The organism is Microbacterium kribbense (genome assembly GCF_039537285.1).
Classification (GTDB): Bacteria; Actinomycetota; Actinomycetes; order Actinomycetales; family Microbacteriaceae; genus Microbacterium; species Microbacterium kribbense.
On sequence record NZ_BAABAF010000002.1, the window covers coordinates 42,155 to 60,389 of the forward strand.

17 protein-coding genes are annotated in these 18,235 nt (G+C 67.0%); 9 read left to right on the forward strand and 8 right to left on the reverse strand.

The window, feature by feature from the left end; all coding sequences use genetic code 11:
- The first annotated feature begins 4 nt into the window (after positions 1 to 4).
- Genes ABD705_RS03340 through aroQ form a run of 6 tightly spaced genes read left to right on the forward strand, consistent with a single transcriptional unit; the run spans position 5 to position 6,085 of the window.
- The gene (locus ABD705_RS03340) at positions 5 to 874 is read left to right on the forward strand and encodes a branched-chain amino acid ABC transporter permease (RefSeq protein ID WP_344780518.1); all 870 of its coding nucleotides are present in this window, start codon (positions 5 to 7) and stop codon (positions 872 to 874) included.
- Positions 871 to 2,733, forward strand: coding sequence for a branched-chain amino acid ABC transporter ATP-binding protein/permease (locus tag ABD705_RS03345; protein ID WP_344780520.1), 1,863 nt, complete (start codon positions 871 to 873; stop codon positions 2,731 to 2,733). The genes ABD705_RS03340 and ABD705_RS03345 overlap by 4 nt, the downstream gene beginning before the upstream one ends.
- Positions 2,726 to 3,490 carry an ABC transporter ATP-binding protein gene (locus ABD705_RS03350; RefSeq protein ID WP_344780522.1) on the forward strand — a complete coding sequence of 255 codons (765 nt, stop codon included), beginning with the start codon at positions 2,726 to 2,728 and terminating at the stop codon, positions 3,488 to 3,490. Before ABD705_RS03345 ends, ABD705_RS03350 begins: the two co-directional genes overlap by 8 nt.
- Complete coding sequence (locus ABD705_RS03355) at positions 3,487 to 4,752, forward strand: MFS transporter (RefSeq protein WP_344780524.1); 1,266 nt, start codon at positions 3,487 to 3,489, stop codon at positions 4,750 to 4,752. The genes ABD705_RS03350 and ABD705_RS03355 overlap by 4 nt, the downstream gene beginning before the upstream one ends.
- Entirely contained in the window at positions 4,749 to 5,648 is a 900-nt protein-coding gene (locus ABD705_RS03360; RefSeq protein WP_344780526.1) for a shikimate dehydrogenase, read from the forward strand. The genes ABD705_RS03355 and ABD705_RS03360 overlap by 4 nt, the downstream gene beginning before the upstream one ends.
- Positions 5,645 to 6,085, forward strand: a complete 441-nt coding sequence (aroQ, locus tag ABD705_RS03365; protein WP_344780528.1) for a type II 3-dehydroquinate dehydratase — start codon at positions 5,645 to 5,647, stop codon at positions 6,083 to 6,085. The genes ABD705_RS03360 and aroQ overlap by 4 nt, the downstream gene beginning before the upstream one ends.
- Here aroQ and ABD705_RS03370 read toward each other — a convergent pair.
- The 8 genes from ABD705_RS03370 to ABD705_RS03405 form a co-directional block, all read right to left on the reverse strand.
- Positions 6,072 to 7,100, reverse strand: coding sequence for a Gfo/Idh/MocA family protein (locus ABD705_RS03370; protein WP_344780530.1), 1,029 nt, complete (start codon positions 7,098 to 7,100; stop codon positions 6,072 to 6,074). The two genes, aroQ and ABD705_RS03370, sit on opposite strands and share 14 nt — an antisense overlap.
- Positions 7,100 to 8,749: an FAD-dependent oxidoreductase gene (locus ABD705_RS03375; protein ID WP_344780532.1), complete on the reverse strand. Its 1,650-nt coding sequence runs from the start codon at positions 8,747 to 8,749 to the stop codon at positions 7,100 to 7,102. Before ABD705_RS03375 ends, ABD705_RS03370 begins: the two co-directional genes overlap by 1 nt.
- On the reverse strand, positions 8,727 to 9,761 hold the full coding sequence (locus ABD705_RS03380) for an alcohol dehydrogenase catalytic domain-containing protein (protein WP_344780534.1): 1,035 nt from the start codon (positions 9,759 to 9,761) through the stop codon (positions 8,727 to 8,729). Before ABD705_RS03380 ends, ABD705_RS03375 begins: the two co-directional genes overlap by 23 nt.
- A gap of 5 nt (positions 9,762 to 9,766) precedes the next feature.
- Positions 9,767 to 10,063 carry a YciI family protein gene (locus ABD705_RS03385; RefSeq protein ID WP_344780536.1) on the reverse strand — a complete coding sequence of 99 codons (297 nt, stop codon included), beginning with the start codon at positions 10,061 to 10,063 and terminating at the stop codon, positions 9,767 to 9,769.
- A 167-nt stretch (positions 10,064 to 10,230) separates the two neighbouring features.
- The gene (locus ABD705_RS03390; RefSeq protein WP_344780538.1) at positions 10,231 to 11,142 is read right to left on the reverse strand and encodes a LysR family transcriptional regulator; all 912 of its coding nucleotides are present in this window, start codon (positions 11,140 to 11,142) and stop codon (positions 10,231 to 10,233) included.
- A 9-nt stretch (positions 11,143 to 11,151) separates the two neighbouring features.
- Positions 11,152 to 12,864: an FAD-dependent oxidoreductase gene (locus tag ABD705_RS03395; RefSeq protein WP_344780540.1), complete on the reverse strand. Its 1,713-nt coding sequence runs from the start codon at positions 12,862 to 12,864 to the stop codon at positions 11,152 to 11,154.
- Positions 12,857 to 13,699 (reverse strand): TIM barrel protein, encoded by an 843-nt coding sequence (locus ABD705_RS03400; RefSeq protein ID WP_344780542.1) that lies wholly within the window; start codon positions 13,697 to 13,699, stop codon positions 12,857 to 12,859. The genes ABD705_RS03395 and ABD705_RS03400 overlap by 8 nt, the downstream gene beginning before the upstream one ends.
- Positions 13,696 to 15,432 (reverse strand): FAD-dependent oxidoreductase, encoded by a 1,737-nt coding sequence (locus ABD705_RS03405; protein WP_344780544.1) that lies wholly within the window; start codon positions 15,430 to 15,432, stop codon positions 13,696 to 13,698. Before ABD705_RS03405 ends, ABD705_RS03400 begins: the two co-directional genes overlap by 4 nt.
- A 216-nt stretch (positions 15,433 to 15,648) precedes the next feature.
- On the opposite strand from ABD705_RS03405, the gene ABD705_RS03410 reads away from it, so the two are divergent.
- From ABD705_RS03410 to ABD705_RS03420, 3 genes are read left to right on the forward strand one after another with little or no spacing between them, the layout of a single operon-like run.
- A complete protein-coding gene (locus tag ABD705_RS03410; RefSeq protein ID WP_344780546.1) occupies positions 15,649 to 16,410 on the forward strand; it encodes a 3-oxoacid CoA-transferase subunit A in 762 nt (253 codons plus the stop codon).
- On the forward strand, positions 16,407 to 17,063 hold the full coding sequence (locus ABD705_RS03415; protein ID WP_344780548.1) for a 3-oxoacid CoA-transferase subunit B: 657 nt from the start codon (positions 16,407 to 16,409) through the stop codon (positions 17,061 to 17,063). Before ABD705_RS03410 ends, ABD705_RS03415 begins: the two co-directional genes overlap by 4 nt.
- Positions 17,060 to 18,235: a thiolase family protein gene (locus tag ABD705_RS03420; RefSeq protein ID WP_344780550.1), complete on the forward strand. Its 1,176-nt coding sequence runs from the start codon at positions 17,060 to 17,062 to the stop codon at positions 18,233 to 18,235. Before ABD705_RS03415 ends, ABD705_RS03420 begins: the two co-directional genes overlap by 4 nt.

The window sequence follows — 18,235 nt, forward strand, 5'->3', positions numbered from 1 at the left end:
CAACATGCAATTCATCTTGCAGACCCTGGTCGGGGGAATCGGGCTCGGTGCGATATATGTGCTGGTCGCCCTCGGCTTCTCACTTGTCTACCGCACGATGGGCCTGGTCAACTTCGCCCACGGTGACATCCTCATGGTGGGCGCTTATCTGGCTGCGACGTTCTTCATCAGTGCCAAGCTGCCGTTCTGGGTCGCGATGATCATCGCGATCGTCGCCACGGCCGTGATCGGTCTGGTCATCGAGCGGATTCTGCGACCGCTGGAGAACAAAGACTTCGACCTGATGCTGATCGGCACGATCGGGTTCGGGATCATGCTCGAAGGCATCGCGATTCTCATCTGGGGAACGACAGGACAGGCGGTTCCGACGCCCGTGTCGGGGGAGCCCTTCGACCTATTCGGGATCATCATCAAGCGCTACGAGTTGGTCGTCGTCATCGTGGCGGCCCTGGCATCCCTGGTCCTATGGCTGTTCCTCGATCGGACCAAGACCGGAATCGCGATGCAGGCGGTGGCCATCAACCACGAAGAGGCCACCGCGCTGGGCATCAATGTCGGGCGCAGCAACGCGATCGCATTCGCCATCGGATCGGGGCTGGCGGCGCTGGGCGGGGGGCTCGCCGGTCCGATCCTCTACGTGAGCCCCACATTCGGGGCGAGCCTGGGAATCATGGGATTCTCCGCGGCCATTCTGGGCGGCTTCGGCAACATCAAGGGAGCCATCGTCGGGGGTCTGCTCTTCGGCGTCCTCTATGCTTTCGCGTCCGGACTCTCGCAGGGCTACGCGGATCTGGTCGCGTTCGTCGCGTTCGCCCTGATCGTCATCATCCTCCCCACAGGCATCTTCGGAGAGAGCACGGTGAACCGCGCATGAACCTCAAGAAGGCGACAACGCTGGGCGCACCGCTGGTCATCCTGTTGGTGCTGTCACTGGTGTTCCCGTACCTCGTCGATCCCTACACGATTCACGTGACCAACGTGGCGGTGGTGTTCGCGCTCCTCGCGATCGGTCTGTTCCTGTCGATGGGCATCGCCGGGCAGTTCGACCTGGCACAGGTGGCGTTTCTGGGCGTCGGCGCGTACACGGCTGCCATCCTCACCCTGCATGCGGGCTGGAACTTCTGGTGGGCGGCACTGGCCGGAGTGCTCGTATCGGTGATCGTGTCGCTGGTCGTCGGAATACCGGCGCTGCGCGTGCAGTCGCACTATCTGGCGATCGTCACCCTGGGGCTGTCGCTGGCGTTCATCAGTCTGGTGATCAACCTGCCGCTTGCCGGACAGGCGGAAGGGCTGAGTGGTATTCCGGCGCCGGTGCTGTTCGGCATCGACCTCAGCGATGACTACCTCTTCTACTACCTCGCACTGCTCGTGCTCGTGGTCGGGATCGCGTTCGCGGCATTCATCGTCCACACCCGGCTCGGCCGTCGTCTTCGTGCCATGCGCGATGACGATCTGGCGGCGGCCGCGATGGGCACCAGAATTCCCGTCATGCGCATGCTCGCCTTCGCATTCGGTGGGTTGTACGGCGGGGTGGCCGGAGCGTTGTATGCCGGACTCATCCGATTCGTCGCCCCGGAATCCTTCAGCCTCGCCAATATGTTCCTGCTGCTGGCGATGGTGATCATCGGTGGCCGGCACAGTCTCCCCGGTGTGGTCATCGGCGCGGTCGGTCTGATCTTCGTGCGCTCGTGGCTGGCAGACTTCTCGATCTATGCCCAGCTGGGGTACGGCGCACTGGTGGTGATCTTCGTGGTGTTCCTCCCCACGGGGATCGCAGGGATCCCGCGCCGGGTCTATCAGCTGTGGACGAAGCGGCGAGGCCACCAGGTTGCCGGCGGACTCGCAGTCGCGCCCTACGTGCCCTTCGCGACCGATCGGGCCGACGCGGTGACGGCGCCCGGAAGCGAGAGCACGGTGGTGCTGCAGGTGAACGACGTCGTCAAGAGCTTCAAGGGGCTGCGCGCGCTGGACGGCGTCTCGATGACCGTGCGCGAAGGCGAGATCCGCGGATTGGTCGGGCCGAACGGATCCGGCAAGACGACGCTGTTCAACGTGCTCAGTGGCATCCACCCGCCGACCTCGGGCACCGTGGAGGTGCTCGGCATGCGATCGACGACGACACCGTCCTACCGCCTCTCGTTGCGCGGCGTCGCCCGCACCTTCCAGAACCTGCGTCTGTTCTCACTGCTGTCGGTGCGTGAGAACGTGATGATGGGCGTCGACCGCACCCGCAGCCGCTGGACGTGGCGCTACATCCTCGCACCGCTGTCGGTGTTGCGCGGAGACCGCAGCATCCGCCACGAGGCTGACGAGATGCTCGAGCGGCAGGGTCTGCTTGAGATGGCCGGCGCATTCCCATCCGAGCTGTCGTACGGGGCGCAGCGACGAGTGGAGATCGCTCGCGCAATGGCGACCCGTCCCAAGCTGTTGCTGCTGGACGAGCCGGCCGCCGGGCTGAACGGCGACGAGGTCAACCAGCTCAAGGCCATCGTTCAGGACATCCGCGCGCAGGGTGTCACGGTGATCATCATCGAACACAACATGGGGCTTGTGATGTCGCTGTGCGACCGCGTCACGGTGCTGTCGACGGGCAAGGTCATTGCGGACGGGCTGCCCGAAGACGTGGCGAAGTCGCCCGAGGTGATCGAGGCATACCTGGGTGACGATGCGCGGCTGGAGGAAGAGATGCTTGAGACCGACACGATGCACCTGGAAGGCGGACAGCATGACTGACTCGTACACGGCCGCCCACCGCCTGACGTCCACGTCGGGCCATCTGCCTGCCAAGCTCGTCGCGGACGGACTGTTCGTGAACTACGGTGGTGTCGCCGCAGTGCGCGGAGTGAGCTTCGCGGTGGACATCGGCCAGTCGGTCGGAATCATCGGCGCCAATGGTGCAGGCAAGACGTCGACGCTCAAGGCGGTGCTCGGTCTCGTGCATCGACGTGCCGAGAAGCTGGCATACGGAGACGTCGATCTGGCGCGGATCCCCGCCCGCAAGATCGTGCGAGAGGGGATCGGATACGTCCCGGAGGGCCGGCACGTCTTCGGGGGCCTCAGCGTGGAGAAGAATCTGCTGCTGGGCGCGTACATCCAGCGCTGGAACGCGGAGACCAAGGCGCAGGTGGCTGAGATCTACGACATCTTTCCGGTGCTCGGCCAGATGCGCACACGGCTGGCGGGTGCGCTGTCAGGGGGCCAGCAGCAGATGCTGGCCATCGGCCGAGCGCTGATGTCGAAGCCGCGGCTGCTGGTACTCGATGAGCCTTCGATGGGGCTGTCGCCGAAACTGGTCGACGAGGTTCTGGCCGTGGTGAAGCGGTTGAACGCCGCAGACATGGCCATTCTGCTCGTCGAGCAGAACGCCAAGCTCACCTTCGAGGCGACCACGTACTGCTATGTGATGGAGAACGGCAAGATCGAGATCGAGGGCACTGCAGACGACCTTCGGACTGACCCCAGGGTGCGTCGGATCTACCTCGGCATATGAACGGCGGTCCTGCGACCCGCCGCCGTCTCTGGGCCGGAAGAGCTCTCGCGCTCATCGGGGTCATCCTCCTGGCGGTCAACCTGCGCACGGCGGTGGGGGCGCTCTCGCCGATCGCCAGGGTGATCGAGGGAGACATCCCACTCGATGATGCATCGCTCGGTGTGCTGGGCATGCTGCCACCGTTCGCATTCGCCGTTTCTGCGTTCGCGGCGTCGCGCGCGCGACGGCTCGGCCCCGAGGGCCTGGTCACCGTCGCATTGGTGGCCGCCCTGGCCGGCCATGTCGTGCGCGCGTTCGCAGGATCATTCGCAGTGCTCGCTGGGGGCTCGCTGCTGGTGTTCATCGCGATGGGAGTCGGCAACGTGATGCTCCCTCCGCTGGTCAAGAAGTACTTCCCCGATCGAATCGGGTTGTTGACCGCCGTGTACACGACCGTCAACGCGGTCGGTATGGCATTGCCGCCGCTCATCGCCTTCCCCGTTGCGATCCGGTATGGCTGGCGCAGCTCGTTGCTGATCTGGGCGGTGGTCGCGTTCATCGGACTCGTGCCGTGGGTCGTGCAGCTGATTCGCGCACGGGAGCACGAGGCGAGTCCGGCGATGGCGTCGCGCACCGCCGTTCGCGGAGCTGAGCGCGCAGAATCGCCCGGCCGGCTCTGGCGCTCCCGGATCGCATGGGGGCTCGCCATCATGTTCGCCGTGGTGTCGCTGCACGTCTACACGATGTTCGCCTGGCTCCCAGAGTTGATGATCCAGTGGGGGCGTCAGGCCCCCGTGGTCGCCGGTGGACTGTTGGCGCTGTACTCAGCGCTCGGGCTTCCGCTGGGCATGGTCGTACCCCTTGTGGCGGAACGGATGGCGCAGCCTGCCCGCCTGGTCTACTTCGGCGCAGCGTGCATGGTTCTCGGCTATGCCGGCATCGTCTCGTCGCCCGGTGCGGTCCCCTGGCTGTGGGTGGTTCTGCTGCGACTGGGGTCGGTGATGTTCCCGTTGTGCCTGGTCATGATCAATCTGCGCTCGCGGACGCCGGCCGGTTCGGCACGCTTGAGCACATTCGTCCAAGGCGTCGGATACACGATCGCCGCAATCGGTCCGCTGTTGGTCGGCGCGCTGCACGCAGCGTCGTCATCCTGGCTGCCGCCGCTGCTGGTTCTGGTCGCCACGGTTGCGGCAGTGGTGGTCGTGCCCTCGATGCTCCGATCGGGGACGTTCGTCGAGGACGAAACGACACAACGGATAACGAGCAGGGAAGAACGAGAATGACGAATCACGGGCGCTACATGGTCGGCCTCATCGGCGAGGGGATCGGCCCATCGCTGTCTCCCGCGCTGCATACCCAAGAGGCGCGTTCTCTGGGCATTGACTACGAGTACCGACTCTTCGACCTCGCCCAGCTGCACCGTCCTCCGGAGAGTGTCGGTGAGATCCTGCACGAGCTGAGCGACAACGGCTATTGCGCCGTCAACATCACCTATCCGTGCAAGCAGCTCGTACTGCAGCACCTGGACGAGATCGACGAGAATGCGCGGCGGCTGGGGGCGGTGAACCTCGTGCTCATCCGTGACGGCAGGTTCACGGGGTTCAACACCGACTGGGTCGGCTTCCGTGATGGCGTCGTAGACGGACTCCCGGGCAGACGGTTGGACCACATCGTGCAGTTCGGCGGCGGCGGAGCCGGTTCGGCCGCCGCCTACGCAATGCTGTCACTGGGCACGATCCGGCTCACCCTCGCTGACATCGATCCTCGGCGGATGGCCGAGCTGGCCGACAGGTTGCGCGCGTCGTATCCGGATCGCCAGATCGAGGCGATCAGTGTGCAAGGCGCCGAGCCGGTCATGCGGCAGGTCGACGGTGCCATCAACGCGACACCGCTGGGAATGTCGAACCACCCGGGGACGGCGTTCGATGTCACGCGACTGCGGCCGGACGCCTGGGTCGCCGATGTCGTCTACTTCCCGATCGAGACGCAGCTGCTGCGCGAAGCCCGCAGTACCGGCCACGAGGTGCTCGACGGCGGGCGGATGAATGTCGGCCAGGCGGTCGAAGGGATGCGGCTGATCACGGGAATCCGTCCGGATGCCGCACGAATGCGGGCGCACTTCCTCGAACTGACCGCCCATGCCGATGAGCCGGCCCCGAATGACAAGGAGACGCAATGAAGAAGATCATGGTCCTGAACGGACCGAACCTGAACCTCCTGGGGTTGCGCGAGCCGCAGCTGTATGGAACAGACACGATCGACGATGTGGAGCGCCTCTGCATATCGATTGCGGCGCAGCTGGAACTCGAGATCGAATTCCATCAGAGCAACCATGAGGGCGTCATCGTCGATCTCATCCAGAAGGCGCGGACGGACGCGGACGGCATAGTCCTCAATCCGGCCGGCTTCACCTCGGTGTCGATCGCGATCCTCGACGCACTGCTCGCCGCTGAGCGACCGGTGATCGAGGTGCACCTGACCAACATCCATCGGCGGGAGGAGTTCCGTCACGAATCATTCGTCTCCAAGGTCGCGGACGCCGTGTTCATGGGTGCTGGCATCCAGGGATACGAGTTCGCGCTGCGCCGACTCGCGACGATCCTCACGGCAGGTTGATGGTCACGCCCGTCGCCGCCGCGCGGATGATGGCTTCGACGACTTGGAGGTCGCGCAGGCCCTCCCGTGCGCTCACCATGGGCTGCGCTCGTCCGGAAGCGACCTCGCCCAGGTGACGCAGCTGGGCGACGTAGGGATCGCCGGCGGCGACGATGGTGTGCTGGCTGCGAAGCGGAGTCGTCCAGCTGCGCACGCCATCGTGCTCCCAGACCTCCAGTGCCGGCAGCGTCAGCGATGCCGTCTCGCCGCCGATGAGGTGCGAGTTCACTGCGTGCACGGGAAATCGAGGCGAGTCGCCGGCAGTGAGGTCCCAGCTCCAGGGGCCGGCGACGGTGTCGGAGATCGCGATCGTGGCCAGCGCTCCAGAGCCGAATGCGACCGTGATCGCGCCGGTGTCCTCGACGTCGAAGCCGCGCGTGGCGGACGTGGCCATGGCCGACACCGCCACGATCTCGCCGACCAGGTGCCGGAGCAGGTCGACTTCGTGAATCAGGTTGATCAGGAACGGCCCGCCGCTGCCCGTTGCCTTCCGCCAGGCGACGTCGAAGTACTCCTCCGGCTTGCTCATGAAGGCAGTCGCGCTCACCGCGACGATTCTGCCCAATCGTCCTCCGGCGATCAGGTCCTTCGCGCGTTGCACGACCGGGTGATAGCGGCGATGGTGGCCCACGAGCACCGGCACGCTGGCCGCATCCGCGGCCTCCACCAGTGAGTTCGCCTCGTGAGAGGTCGTCGCGATGGGCTTCTCGACGAGGGTCGGAATCCCTGCCGCCACCGACGCCAGCGCGATCGGCACGTGGAGCGCATTCGGTGTGGCGACGATCACCGCATCCGGCCGTTCCGCACTCAGCAGCTCGCGATGGTCACGATAGTGGGTCGTGCCGAATTCCTGGGCGAGTTCCGCCCCGGAAGGGAACGGGTCTGCGATGCCGGCGAGCGAGAAGCCGCTCGTTCGGGCGATCGTCCGGGCGTGTGTCCGGCCGATGACGCCCGCCCCGACGACGGCTACCCGCATCACGCGGTTTCCCGGTCGACTGCGGCGGCGGCCCCGGCGACGAAGGCACGTGTCACAGCGGAGCCGATCGTGGCGCCGCCCCCCGGATAGTTGTTGCGGAACACGCTTGCCGCGACGTTGCCGGCTGCATAGAGTCCGGCGATCGGCGATCCGGTCCAGTCGAGAACGCGGCCGTCGTCGTCTGTGCGCAATCCGCCGGAGGTGCCCAGCACACCCGGATGGAGCGGGATGGCGGAATACGGAGGCTCAGCGAGCGGTGCCAGGCACGGGTTCGGCAGGTGCGTCGCATCGCCGAGAAAGCGGTCCTGCGGGCTGTCACCGCGGCCGAATCGGGAGTCGTGCCCCCGGACGGCATCCTGATTGAACTCCGTGATCGTCGCCGGCAGTCCGGCCGCATCGATCCTGCAGGCGGCGGCGAGCGATTCCACGGTCTCGGCCGTCCTCGCCCAGCCCGGCGCGGCACCCGTGTCGGATCCGGCGATCGGGTAGCGGCGGGCGTAGGCGTGGTCGAAGACGAGCCAGGCAGGTATGTTGCGGGGCCGCCCGGTGCGCGGGTCGGTGTCGCCGAACATGCGCGAGGTGTCTTGATAGGAGAGAGCTTCATTGACGAAACGCTCGCCCGACGAATTCACGACGATGGAGCCTGGCAGGGTCATCTCGACGTTGCCCATCCGGCCAGAGGGTCTACCGTCATACGTCTGAGACGGCGGGACAATCACCGGAACCCCCCAGATCGCAGTCATGTCCGCCACAGCGGCGCCGGTGGACAGACCCATCCGCAGGCCGTCGCCTTCGTTCGAGGGCGCGCTGATCGCAGTGATGCTGAACGGGAGGAAGGCGTCGGTGAGGGCGGGACTCCACTCGAACCCGCCGGTTGCGAGCACGACGCTCCGCGCCCGCAGCATGGTGTCGCGGAATGCCACCTGCCAGTGATCTCCACTGCGGGTCAGGCCGGTCGCGCGCGCTTCCGTGGTGATGTGGATGCCGCGGTCCAGCGCCGACGCCGCCAGTGCACCGACGAGCGCACCGCCCATCGTCCGGACTCCGCGCTTCCGCCTGGTCGCGAGAACCTCGGGTGCGGGCGCGCGTCCGTTCAGCCCATCGCGCTCAGCCATGGTCAGGGGCGGAAAGTACGATGACGGTCGCAGCAGGTCGGCCAGGCCGGGGAAATCACTGGGATCGAACGCATCGTTGTCGAGACTGCGACCGCCCTGAGCGGCGCCGGGCCACTCGCCGCGGTAATCGGGACGTGCGAGCGGAGTCAGCCGCACCCGCGTGCGGGTGGTGAGGTAGGTCACGGCCGCCCGAGCCGTTCGGATGTACCAGTCGATCGCGTGCTCAGACATCACGTGTCCTGCTGCGGCCGACAGGTACTCGGCCCCGTCTGCGGGCGAATCCTGGAATCCGCGACTGCGGCTGAGCTCGGTCGCGGGCGCCCACATCACGCCACCGCCCGCACTGGTTGTCCCGCCGAGCAGGGCGGCTTTCTCCGCGACGCAGACGCGCGCTCCCGCATCCGCCGCGCGCAACGCAGCGACGAGGCCGGCGACGCCGGAACCGAGGACGAGCACGTCGACGGTCTCGGGCAGAGCGGATGCACCGACGGTGACCCCTGACGTCATGTCCTCATCTCCCGGACCGTTCCACATCGATGATGATCTTCTCGGTGAGCACCCCGGGATCGGCCATCGTGTCGAACGCCTCGGCCAGGCGGGTGAGCGGAAAGCGGTGGGTGACGAGTCGCTGTGCCGCCTCACGGTGTCGGCCCAAGAGCGCGAGCGCCTCGGGAATCAGGCCGCGGCTGTTGCGGCTGCCCCGCAGCTCGATCTCCTTGTCGGTGAGGTCCTTGATCCGGATCTCGGCGTGACCGGCCGAGATTCCGACCTGGACGATGCGTCCCGCCGGCGCGATGAGCCGGATCGCATTCTGCAGCGAAGCGGGCACGCCCGTTGCCTCGATGATCAGCCGTGGTCCCGCTCCCTCGGTCAGACCGTCCAGCAGCAGGCCTCCCGCGCCATCAGGAAAGTCACGATCCACCGATAAGGCATGTGCCGCGCCGAAGACCGGTGCCAGTGCGGCCCGCTGTGGATCGATATCGGCGGCCACCACCGTCACGCCCCGCTCGGACAGACTCAACGTGGCCAGCAGGCCGATCGGCCCGCAACCGAGCACGAGTACGACATCTCCGGGCGTCGGCTCTGCGCGACTGACGGCCTGCATGGCGATGGATGTCGGCTCGCCGAGCGCCGCGAGATCCAACGGCAGGTCGTCGGGCACGGCGTGCAGGCGATCGACGCCGACGCTGAGCACCTCGGTGAGCCCACCGTCCTGGTAACAGCCCAGCACCGATAGGTTCTGGCACACATTGGCATGACCGCCGCGGCATGCGGCGCAGGCGCCGCATGCGACCAGCGGGTCGATCGCCACGCGGTCGCCCGCGCGCACACGATCGGCTGGATCGGCTTCGATCACGGTTCCGGTCAGCTCGTGCCCCTGCACGAGGGGCAGGGTGGTCGGGTAGCGATCCTCGAAGATGTGCAGGTCTGTGCCGCACAGACTCACGGCATGCACGCGCACGAGCGCCCGACCAGGGCTCAGGCGCGGCGGTGGCACATCGTCGAACGACAGCGTCCTTTTGGCGGTCGTGTGCACGGCGAGCATCTGCACTACCGCTGGTGCTGTTCGCGGGGATCGAAGAACACGGACCACACGCTGACGTCGCGTCGGCCGACGAGACCGTTCACGAAGAATGGGTCCTGGTCGAGGCGTGCTTCGAGTGCTGACTGATCGTCTGCTTCGAGCACGAGGAGTGCCCGCGGCGGCTCTGTGGCCATCGCACCGCTCATGTAGAGGATCCCCTCGTCGTGCAGCCCGTGCAGGAATGCCACATGGTCCGGACGATGCTGATTGCGCCGCTGCTCACTGTTGTCCGCGTAGTAATAGGTGACGGCGAATGTCGGCATCGAAAGGCTCCCGGGAAGGTGGATGGCACCGGCGACCGACTTGGCTCGCCGTTCTCGTCTCAGTATGCGCCGGGATATTGTCATAAATGCGACTGGATCCGTCTTAAATTGAGACGGATATCTGCTCTATCTCTGTCGCGCTGACCGAGGCAGCTTCTCGTGGCTGGTCAGGCCGCTCCGGACTCCAGAGGGGTCGGCAGAACCTTTTCGGACAGCTTGAGCACGGCGGCGACCGCTGCTGAATGCTCGTCGGCCATCCACGCGATCCCGTGGTACATGTATATCTTCTGGTCGCTCAGGGGAATCCAGCGTGCTCCGCGCGGCAGGATCGGGGCCAGATCTTCGGCGACGATGCTCACTCCCATTCCCGCGGCGATGAAGGTGAGCATCATGTAGGGGTCGGTGATCTCCTGAACCACCCGCGGGCGGAAACCGGACGCGATGCAGGATCGCATGAGCTCGTCTGCCATCGAGGACGAGCCGTCGAGAGGCATGCTGAGAAAGTCGTCGTCGGCGAGAGCGGCAACGCGGATCGACTTCTCATCGGCCAGCGGGTGGTCTTCGGGCACCACTGCACCCATCCCCACCCGGGAGATGAGTCGAGACGCCACTCCGCGGGCACCGCCCAGGGGCAGGCCGACGAATGCGATGTCGAGAGTGCCGTTGCGCAGCTTCGTGATGCCTTCGCCGGTATGGATGCGACTGATGAGTTCGAGGTCGATGTCCGGCATGGTGCGTCGGATCGCCCGAGCCAGCGCGGGCAGCGTCATGTGGTTGAACGCACCGGAGAACCCGATCCGGACGGTGCCGTGAATGCGGCCGGTGGCCGCCTGCGCAGCGGCTGTGGCCAGTGCGATGTCGCGCAGCACACGATAGGCCATGGGCAGCAGCGCTTTGCCCGCGGGGGTCAATGAAACGCTGCGCGTGTTGCGATCGAACAGTATCGCGTCCACGCTGGTCTCGAGCCGCCTGATCGTCTGACTCAGTGGAGACTGTGCCATGTGCAGCCGCTGCGCTGCGCGCCCGAAGTGCAGTTCTTCGGCGACGGCGATGAACGCCTCAAGCCAGCGTGCTTCCACAGTTGATCCCTAACTGTCGTCGAATTGGACGGCGGTGTGCATTGCCGCAATGTACCCGAACGTCATGCCTGCGCCAACTTGGCAGCCTGCACCGGGGTACTCGGCGCCCATCGGCGAGTCGGCGTCGCTTCCCGCCGCATACAGCCCTGCAACCACGCCGCCGTCGACATCGAGCACACGTGCCGATTCGTCGATGCGCAGTCCCAACGCCGTCCCCAGCGGCGTCGGAACGACGGGGAGCGCGTAGAAGGGCGCGGTCCGGATCGGGCCGAGATTCACGTTCGGCCGGTGACGGGGATCGCCGTACTGTCGTCCGAATGTGCTGAGGCCTTTGCCGAACTCCTCATCCACGCCGGTTGCGGCCGCCTGATTGGCCTTGTCGACGGTGTCCTCGAGGCCGTCCGGGTCCACTGCGATCAGTTCGGCGAGCGCACGGATGCTGGTCGCTCGATGGATGTAACCGCCGCGGACGTACTTGCGCAGGAAGGCGCGCGGGGTATGGGGGCGGATCATGCCGAGACCGTATTGGCGAAGCGCGGCCGCGTCGATGATCAGCCATGCGGGGATGCTCTCGTCGCTCGGCTGTGTGGCATACATCGCGCGCACGAAGCGGTCGTACGAGACGGATTCATCGACGAACCGTTTGCCAGAGGCGGCGACGGCGACGATGCCCGGCTTGGCGCGGTCCCAGATGTGCGGGAAGACGACTTGCGATCCGTTCCGACGGTGGCCGATCGAGCTCGGGAACCACAGTGCGTTGTCGCCGTGGTCGGGTCCCAGAGCGCCACCGACGGCCTGGCCGAGCGCCAGTGTGTCGCCGGTGGCGCCTTCTGCCGCCCGAGTGAACTGCGGCGTGGGCGACGGCAGGTACTTTTCGCGCCACTCCTGGCTCGCGGGGAATCCGCCGCCCGCCAGGATGACGCCTCGTCGCACACGGATGCGACGCTCGCGGCCGGCCGCCTCCACGATCGCGCCGACCACGCGGTCATCTGTCGCGATCAGCTGCTTCGCAGTGCTGCTGAACAGCGTTCGTCCGCCCTGCTCGGTGAATACATGGAACAGGTGCGCGACGAGGGCGTTGCCCATCGCCAGGCGGGTTCCGCGGGGGTACCGCAGCCGATCGAAGAACCACCGCACGCCCAAACGGGCGGCGAGCGCCAGCGCTCGGGGAGAACCGTGGAACAGCTCCAGCAGCTGGTTCACTTCGGCGCGACGGACCATGAGGGTGCCGCCGAACAGTGCGAACTCGGGGACCGGCCAGCGCACCCGCCGGAAGCCTTCCGGGCCGAGCAGGCGGCCGTCGAACGTCTCCGGCTCGAGGGCCCGCCCGATTCCGGCTCCGTCGAGTTCGGGGTGGTAGTCGATGACGGTCTTCGAGTGCCAGAAGCGCACGCCGAGCGCGCCGAAGTAGTCGATCATCTCCGGCCCGCGATCGAGGTACGCCTCGCGCACGTCACGCGGTGCCCGGTCGCCGACCACCAGATCGAGGTAGCGGGAGGCTGCGGCGCGATCGTCGGTGATCCCGAGCGCGCGCTGGTGTCGATGACCCGGCATCCAGCAGGTGCCCGCCGAGTATGCCGTCGTTCCGCCCAGGAACTCGGTCTTCTCGAGCAGGAGCGTTTCCAGGCCGTGCGCGGCGGCGGTCGTGGCGGCAGACAGGCCCGCGGCGCCGCTGCCGATCACCAGCACATCGACGGTCCGATCCCACGTGTGCTCAGACATCCTGGTGACCGATCGTGTCTCGTGCGCTGTCCGCCTGTTCTATGAGCGCGCGTGCCGCCTGTGCGTTCTGCACGATCCACTCGTGTGGGCTGACGGACTGTTGGCGCAGGGCGTGAGGTACCTCGATGCTCACCGGGACTCCCGCAGGCGTCGCCGCTAGCAATGCCGCCAGGGGCAGCTCGCCCTCGCCGATCTGCAGTCGCTGCGCGCGCGCTTCATGCTGGAGTGCGGGCAGCCGGTCACCACTGGGAGGTGCCAGTGGCGCATCGCACAGCTGGATCATGGGGATGAGTCCTGGATCGAGTGCGGCGACGTCGGCGACGTCACTCCCGCCGCGCTGGATGTGCAGAGGATCGAGCATGAGTCCAGCCCCTGTCGCTCGTGCGATGGCCGCGGCGTCGGTGACACGTGCAATCGGCTGGTAGGAGATCGGCTCCAGGAGTGGGCGGATGCCATATCCGGCCGCATCGGCGGTCAGCTGACTGATCTTGTCCAGCAGACGAGAGCGGTCGGTATCTGCGCCGGCGATGGTGAGCGCCGTTGCGCCGAGTGCCGCACCCGCCTCGAGCGCCGACTGCCAATCGTCTGGACCGGTTCCGGGAGTGATCGGCAGGAATTCGATGTCTCGGACGACGACCCCGGTGTCCTTCAACCGCATCACGGTCTCGCGCAGGAGGGGGGATCCGGGCCGGAGCGCTGGGATCGGCTCGTCGGAGGTCACTGCGCGCACGCGGATGCCGACGAAGTCGAGTCCGGCCGCGGTCGCCGCGGAGACGATCTCCGGTGGGGTCAGAGACAGCAGGGTGAGGTGCGCGACGCCAAGTGGACGAGTCATGCCAGGCTTCCTTCTTCATTGCGCGTGAGGTCCCGTCCGGCGACGAAACCGAATGTGAGTGCGGGGCCGATGTTGACTCCGCCTGCCGGGTAATGCCCGCCCATCACGTTGGCTTGGTCGGCTCCTACCGCATACAGTCTCGGGATCGGTGCGCCATCGGCATTCAGCACCCGAGCACGGTCATCCGTGGCCAGCCCCGCGAACGTGCCGAACGACCCCGGCAGCACGCGCACGGCGTAGAACGGTCCCTTCTCGATCGGTGCGAGCGAGGGGTTCGGGGCGGTGCCGGGATCACCACCGTAGCGGTTGAAGGGCGTCGAGCCGCGAGAGAATTCCGTGTCGACCCCGCGGCGCGCATCGGCGTTGAAGCGCCTGATCGATTCGATCAGCCCGGCCTCGTCGATCCCGCACTTGCGCGCGAGTTCGCCCAGCGTGCGCGCGCGGATGAGGTATCCGCTTTTCCGATAGGGGAACAGCGGCACCGGGCGCGGTTTGGCCATCCCCAGCGGGAAGCGGCGCACGAAGCGGGAGTCGCCGATCTGCCACGCCTGGACCGACTCGTTGTCCGGTGCGGCCTCGAACATGGCGGCGACATAGTCGTAATAGCCGTTGGCTTCATTGACGAAGCGGCGGCCGGTACTGACCACCCCCACACTGCCGGGTTTGGCCCGGTCCATGATGTGGGGGAAGACTCCGACCCGTCCGGTGCGATAGGGCACGAGCGACACCGGGCACCACGCCCCGGCTGCAGCTCCCTGTGAGAGCACTCCGCCGACGCTCTCACCGAGCGTGATCCCGGCACCGTCTGCCGTGGCGGGCGCGAGCGTCCAGTGTTCGGTGCCAGTGGGGGTGCGCGGAAATCGTTCGGCCCGGCGTGCGACATCGTTCGGGAATCCCCCGGCGGCCAGCACCACGCCGGCTCGTGCCGTGAATGTGCGCGACCCGTCCGGGGTGCGTGCGACGACGCCGGTCACTTGACCCTGTTCACCCGTCAGGAGCTCGGTCGCCGGCGACGAGACGCGGATGTCGACGCCGGCGTCCTCCGCAGACTGCAGCAGGCGCCCGATCAACGCGCCACCGTTGACCAGCTGCATGCTGCGGCGGTGGACGAGCAGATCGAACAGGTGCAGACCGACGCGCCAGGTGCAGTGCCAGATTCCGCGCAGGTCGCCGCGGGCGGCCGCGAGGAACGCGCCGAGATCGGCGCCGGCCATGATTCCCATTCCGAGGAACGAGGTCTCGTAGAGTTGACCGCGCAGCAGGGCGCGCACCGGACGGCTGAGGCGGCGGGCATTGATCGGCTTGGCGCCGGCCGAGCGGTTCCCCGTCCCCGCATGTGGCAGGTCGCCGTAGATGTCATTGATGTGCGACCCCGGTACGAATTTCATCGCCGTCTGCGTCTGGAAGAACTGAATCATCTCGGGCGCCGCTCGAAGGAAGGCATCGACTCGCACCGGGTTGTAATCGGAGCCGAGCGCCGCCTGCAGATACGCCTTGACGTCGTCTATCGACTCGTCGACGCCTTCTGCTTTGGCGAGCATCGAGCGCGGTGCCCACAACCAGCCGCCGGACCAGGCGGTCGCGCCGCCGCAGACGTCGGCCGCCTCGAGGACGAGTACCGAGGCGCCGCCATGAGCAGCGGTCACGGCTGCGGCAAGCCCGCCGGCCCCTGCCCCGACGATGATCACGTCGAATGCCGGCCCGGCCGCTGTGCCCTTCGGCGGTGACATCATGTACCTCCTGGCTGATGTGATGATGTCGGCGAATCACTCACACTATGTAGAAAATATACATAAAGGAGTATTATTCGTGTCGAAATGACACTACATCGACACCGTCGACTGCACAATGGCGATCTTGCAGCAGCGTCCGCCTCGGCCCGACAGGGTAGTATCGTACGTGTAACGCACAGACGTTCATACTGCGAACACTCGTGCCCAGGAGGCGACGTGATCGACAAGACCGTTCCCGATGTCGAGGCGGCAGTGGCAGGCATCTCCGACGGTGCGACCGTCATGATCGGCGGCTTCGGCCGGGCCGGACAGCCGGTCGAGCTGATCGACGCACTGATCGACCAGGGTGCCGGCGACCTGACCATCGTCAGCAACAATGCCGGCAACGGCGATGTGGGCCTGGCCGCACTGCTGGCGAAGAAGCGCGTGCGCAAGATCATCTGCTCCTTCCCGCGCCAGCACGACTCCTGGGTGTTCGACGGCCTGTACCGCGCGGGTCAGATCGAGCTCGAGCTCGTGCCGCAGGGCAACCTCGCCGAGCGCATCCGTGCTGCCGGCGCCGGGATCGGCGCTTTCTACACGCCGACCGGGGTGGGCACTCAGCTCGCGGAAGGCAAGGAGCGGCGCACGATCGACGGTCGAGAGTACGCCCTCGAATACCCGATCAGGGCGGACATTGCGCTGATCAGCGCGGTGCGCGCCGATCGCTGGGGCAACCTGGTCTACCGCGAGACGGCCCGCAACTTCGGCCCCGTGATGGCATCGGCCGCCGTGACCACGATCGCCCAGGTCGACGAGATCGTGCCGCTGGGCGGCATCGATCCCGAGACCGTCGTCACCCCCGGCATCTTCGTGGACCGCGTCGTCGCGGTCGGCGAGCGCATCTGGCTGCGAGACGGCTCGTTCGTCGGCGGTGTCGACCTCGAGGGTCTTCCTCTTGATCAAGATGCCGCAATCAGCCAGGAGGTCGACCAGTGAGCACGATCAGCCGACAGGATCTCGCCGCGCGCATCGCCGCCGACATCACCGAGGGCTCGTACGTGAACCTCGGCATCGGCGCACCGACACTCGTGGCCAACTACCTGCCCGCCGATCAGGAGATCATCCTGCACACCGAGAACGGGCTGCTCGGGATGGGCGAAGCACCCGGTGTCGACCAGGTCGACCCCGACCTGATCAACGCCGGCAAGCAGGCTGTCACGGCGCTGCCCGGTGCCGCGTACTTCCATCACGCCGATTCGTTCGGCATGATGCGCGGAGGGCATCTGGACGTCTGCGTGCTGGGCGCCTTCCAGGTCTCGCAGACCGGCGACCTGGCGAACTGGTCGACCGGGGCCGAAGGCGCCATCCCCGCCGTCGGCGGGGCGATGGACCTCGCGATCGGTGCGAAGAGCGTGTATGTGATGACCGACCTGCTCACCAAGAAGGGCGAGCCCAAACTCGTCGGCTCGTGCACTTATCCGCTCACCGGCGTCGGCTGCGTCACCCGGGTGTACACCGACCACGCCGTCTTCGACGTCACGTCCGCCGGCTTCGCCGTGCGCGAGACGTTCGGCGACAACACCGTCGCGGGTCTGGAAGAACTCACCGGCCTCACTCTGGTCGATGCCACGCAAGGAGAAGTGAAATGACCGCCAGCTACATCTACGATGCCGTCCGCACGCCGTTCGGGCGCGCCGGCGGCAAGCTCTCCGGCGTCCGCCCCGACGACCTCGCCGCCGTCGTGATGCGCGCCATCGTGGCGCGCACCGGCCTGGACCCGGTCCGCATCGACGACGTCATCTTCGGCGACGCCAATCAGGCCGGCGAAGACAACCGCAACGTCGCCCGGATGGCGGCGCTGCTGGCGGGCTTTCCGACCTCGGTGACCGGCGTGACGGTGAACCGGCTGTGCGCGTCGTCGCTGGAGGCCGTCGTGCAGGGTTCGCGTGCGATCGAGGCGGGGGATGCCGAGCTGATTCTCGCCGGCGGCGTCGAATCGATGAGCCGCGCCCCGTTCATCGTCGAGAAGTCCCCGCGGCCGTGGCCGGCCACCGGCAACCAGACGCTGTGGAACACGTCGATCGGCTGGCGCATGGTCAACAAGGCGCTGCCGGCGGACTGGACGATCTCCAACGGCGAATCGGCCGAGAAGGTGGCCCGAGAGCAGGGCATCTCACGTGAGGAGCAGGACGCTTTCGCGCTGCGCTCGCATCAGCTGGCGGCGGATGCCTGGGCCAAGGGCGTCTACGACGGTGAGATCGTGCAGGTGCCGGGAGTCGAGCTCGAACGCGACGAGGGCATCCGCCCCGACACGTCGATGGCCAAACTCGCAGGTCTGCGCGCCCTGTTCGCCCCCGACGGCAACGGGTCGGTGACGGCGGGCAACTCGTCGTCGATCAACGACGGCGCCTCGGCGGTGCTGCTGGGGGCCGAGGGTGTGCTGGATGCTGAGCCGCTGGCGCGGATCACCGGTCGCGGCGTCCACGGAGTCGATCCGAACGTGTTCCCGCTGGCGCCGATCGAGGCCGCGAACAAGGCGCTGGCGCGTGCCGGACGCACTTGGGCCGACGTCGACGTCGTCGAGCTGAACGAGGCGTTCGCGGCGCAGTCGATCGCCGACCTGAGGGGCTGGCCGGACCTGGACCCCGAGAAGGTCAACATCCACGGAGGTGCACTGGCGATCGGGCACCCGCTGGGCGCGTCCGGCGGCCGGATCGTCGGCCACGCCGCGCATGAGCTGGTCCGCCGGGGCGGTGGGATCGCGGTCGCCGCGATCTGCATCGGCGTCGGGCAGGGCCTGGCCGTCGTGATCGAGCGCTGA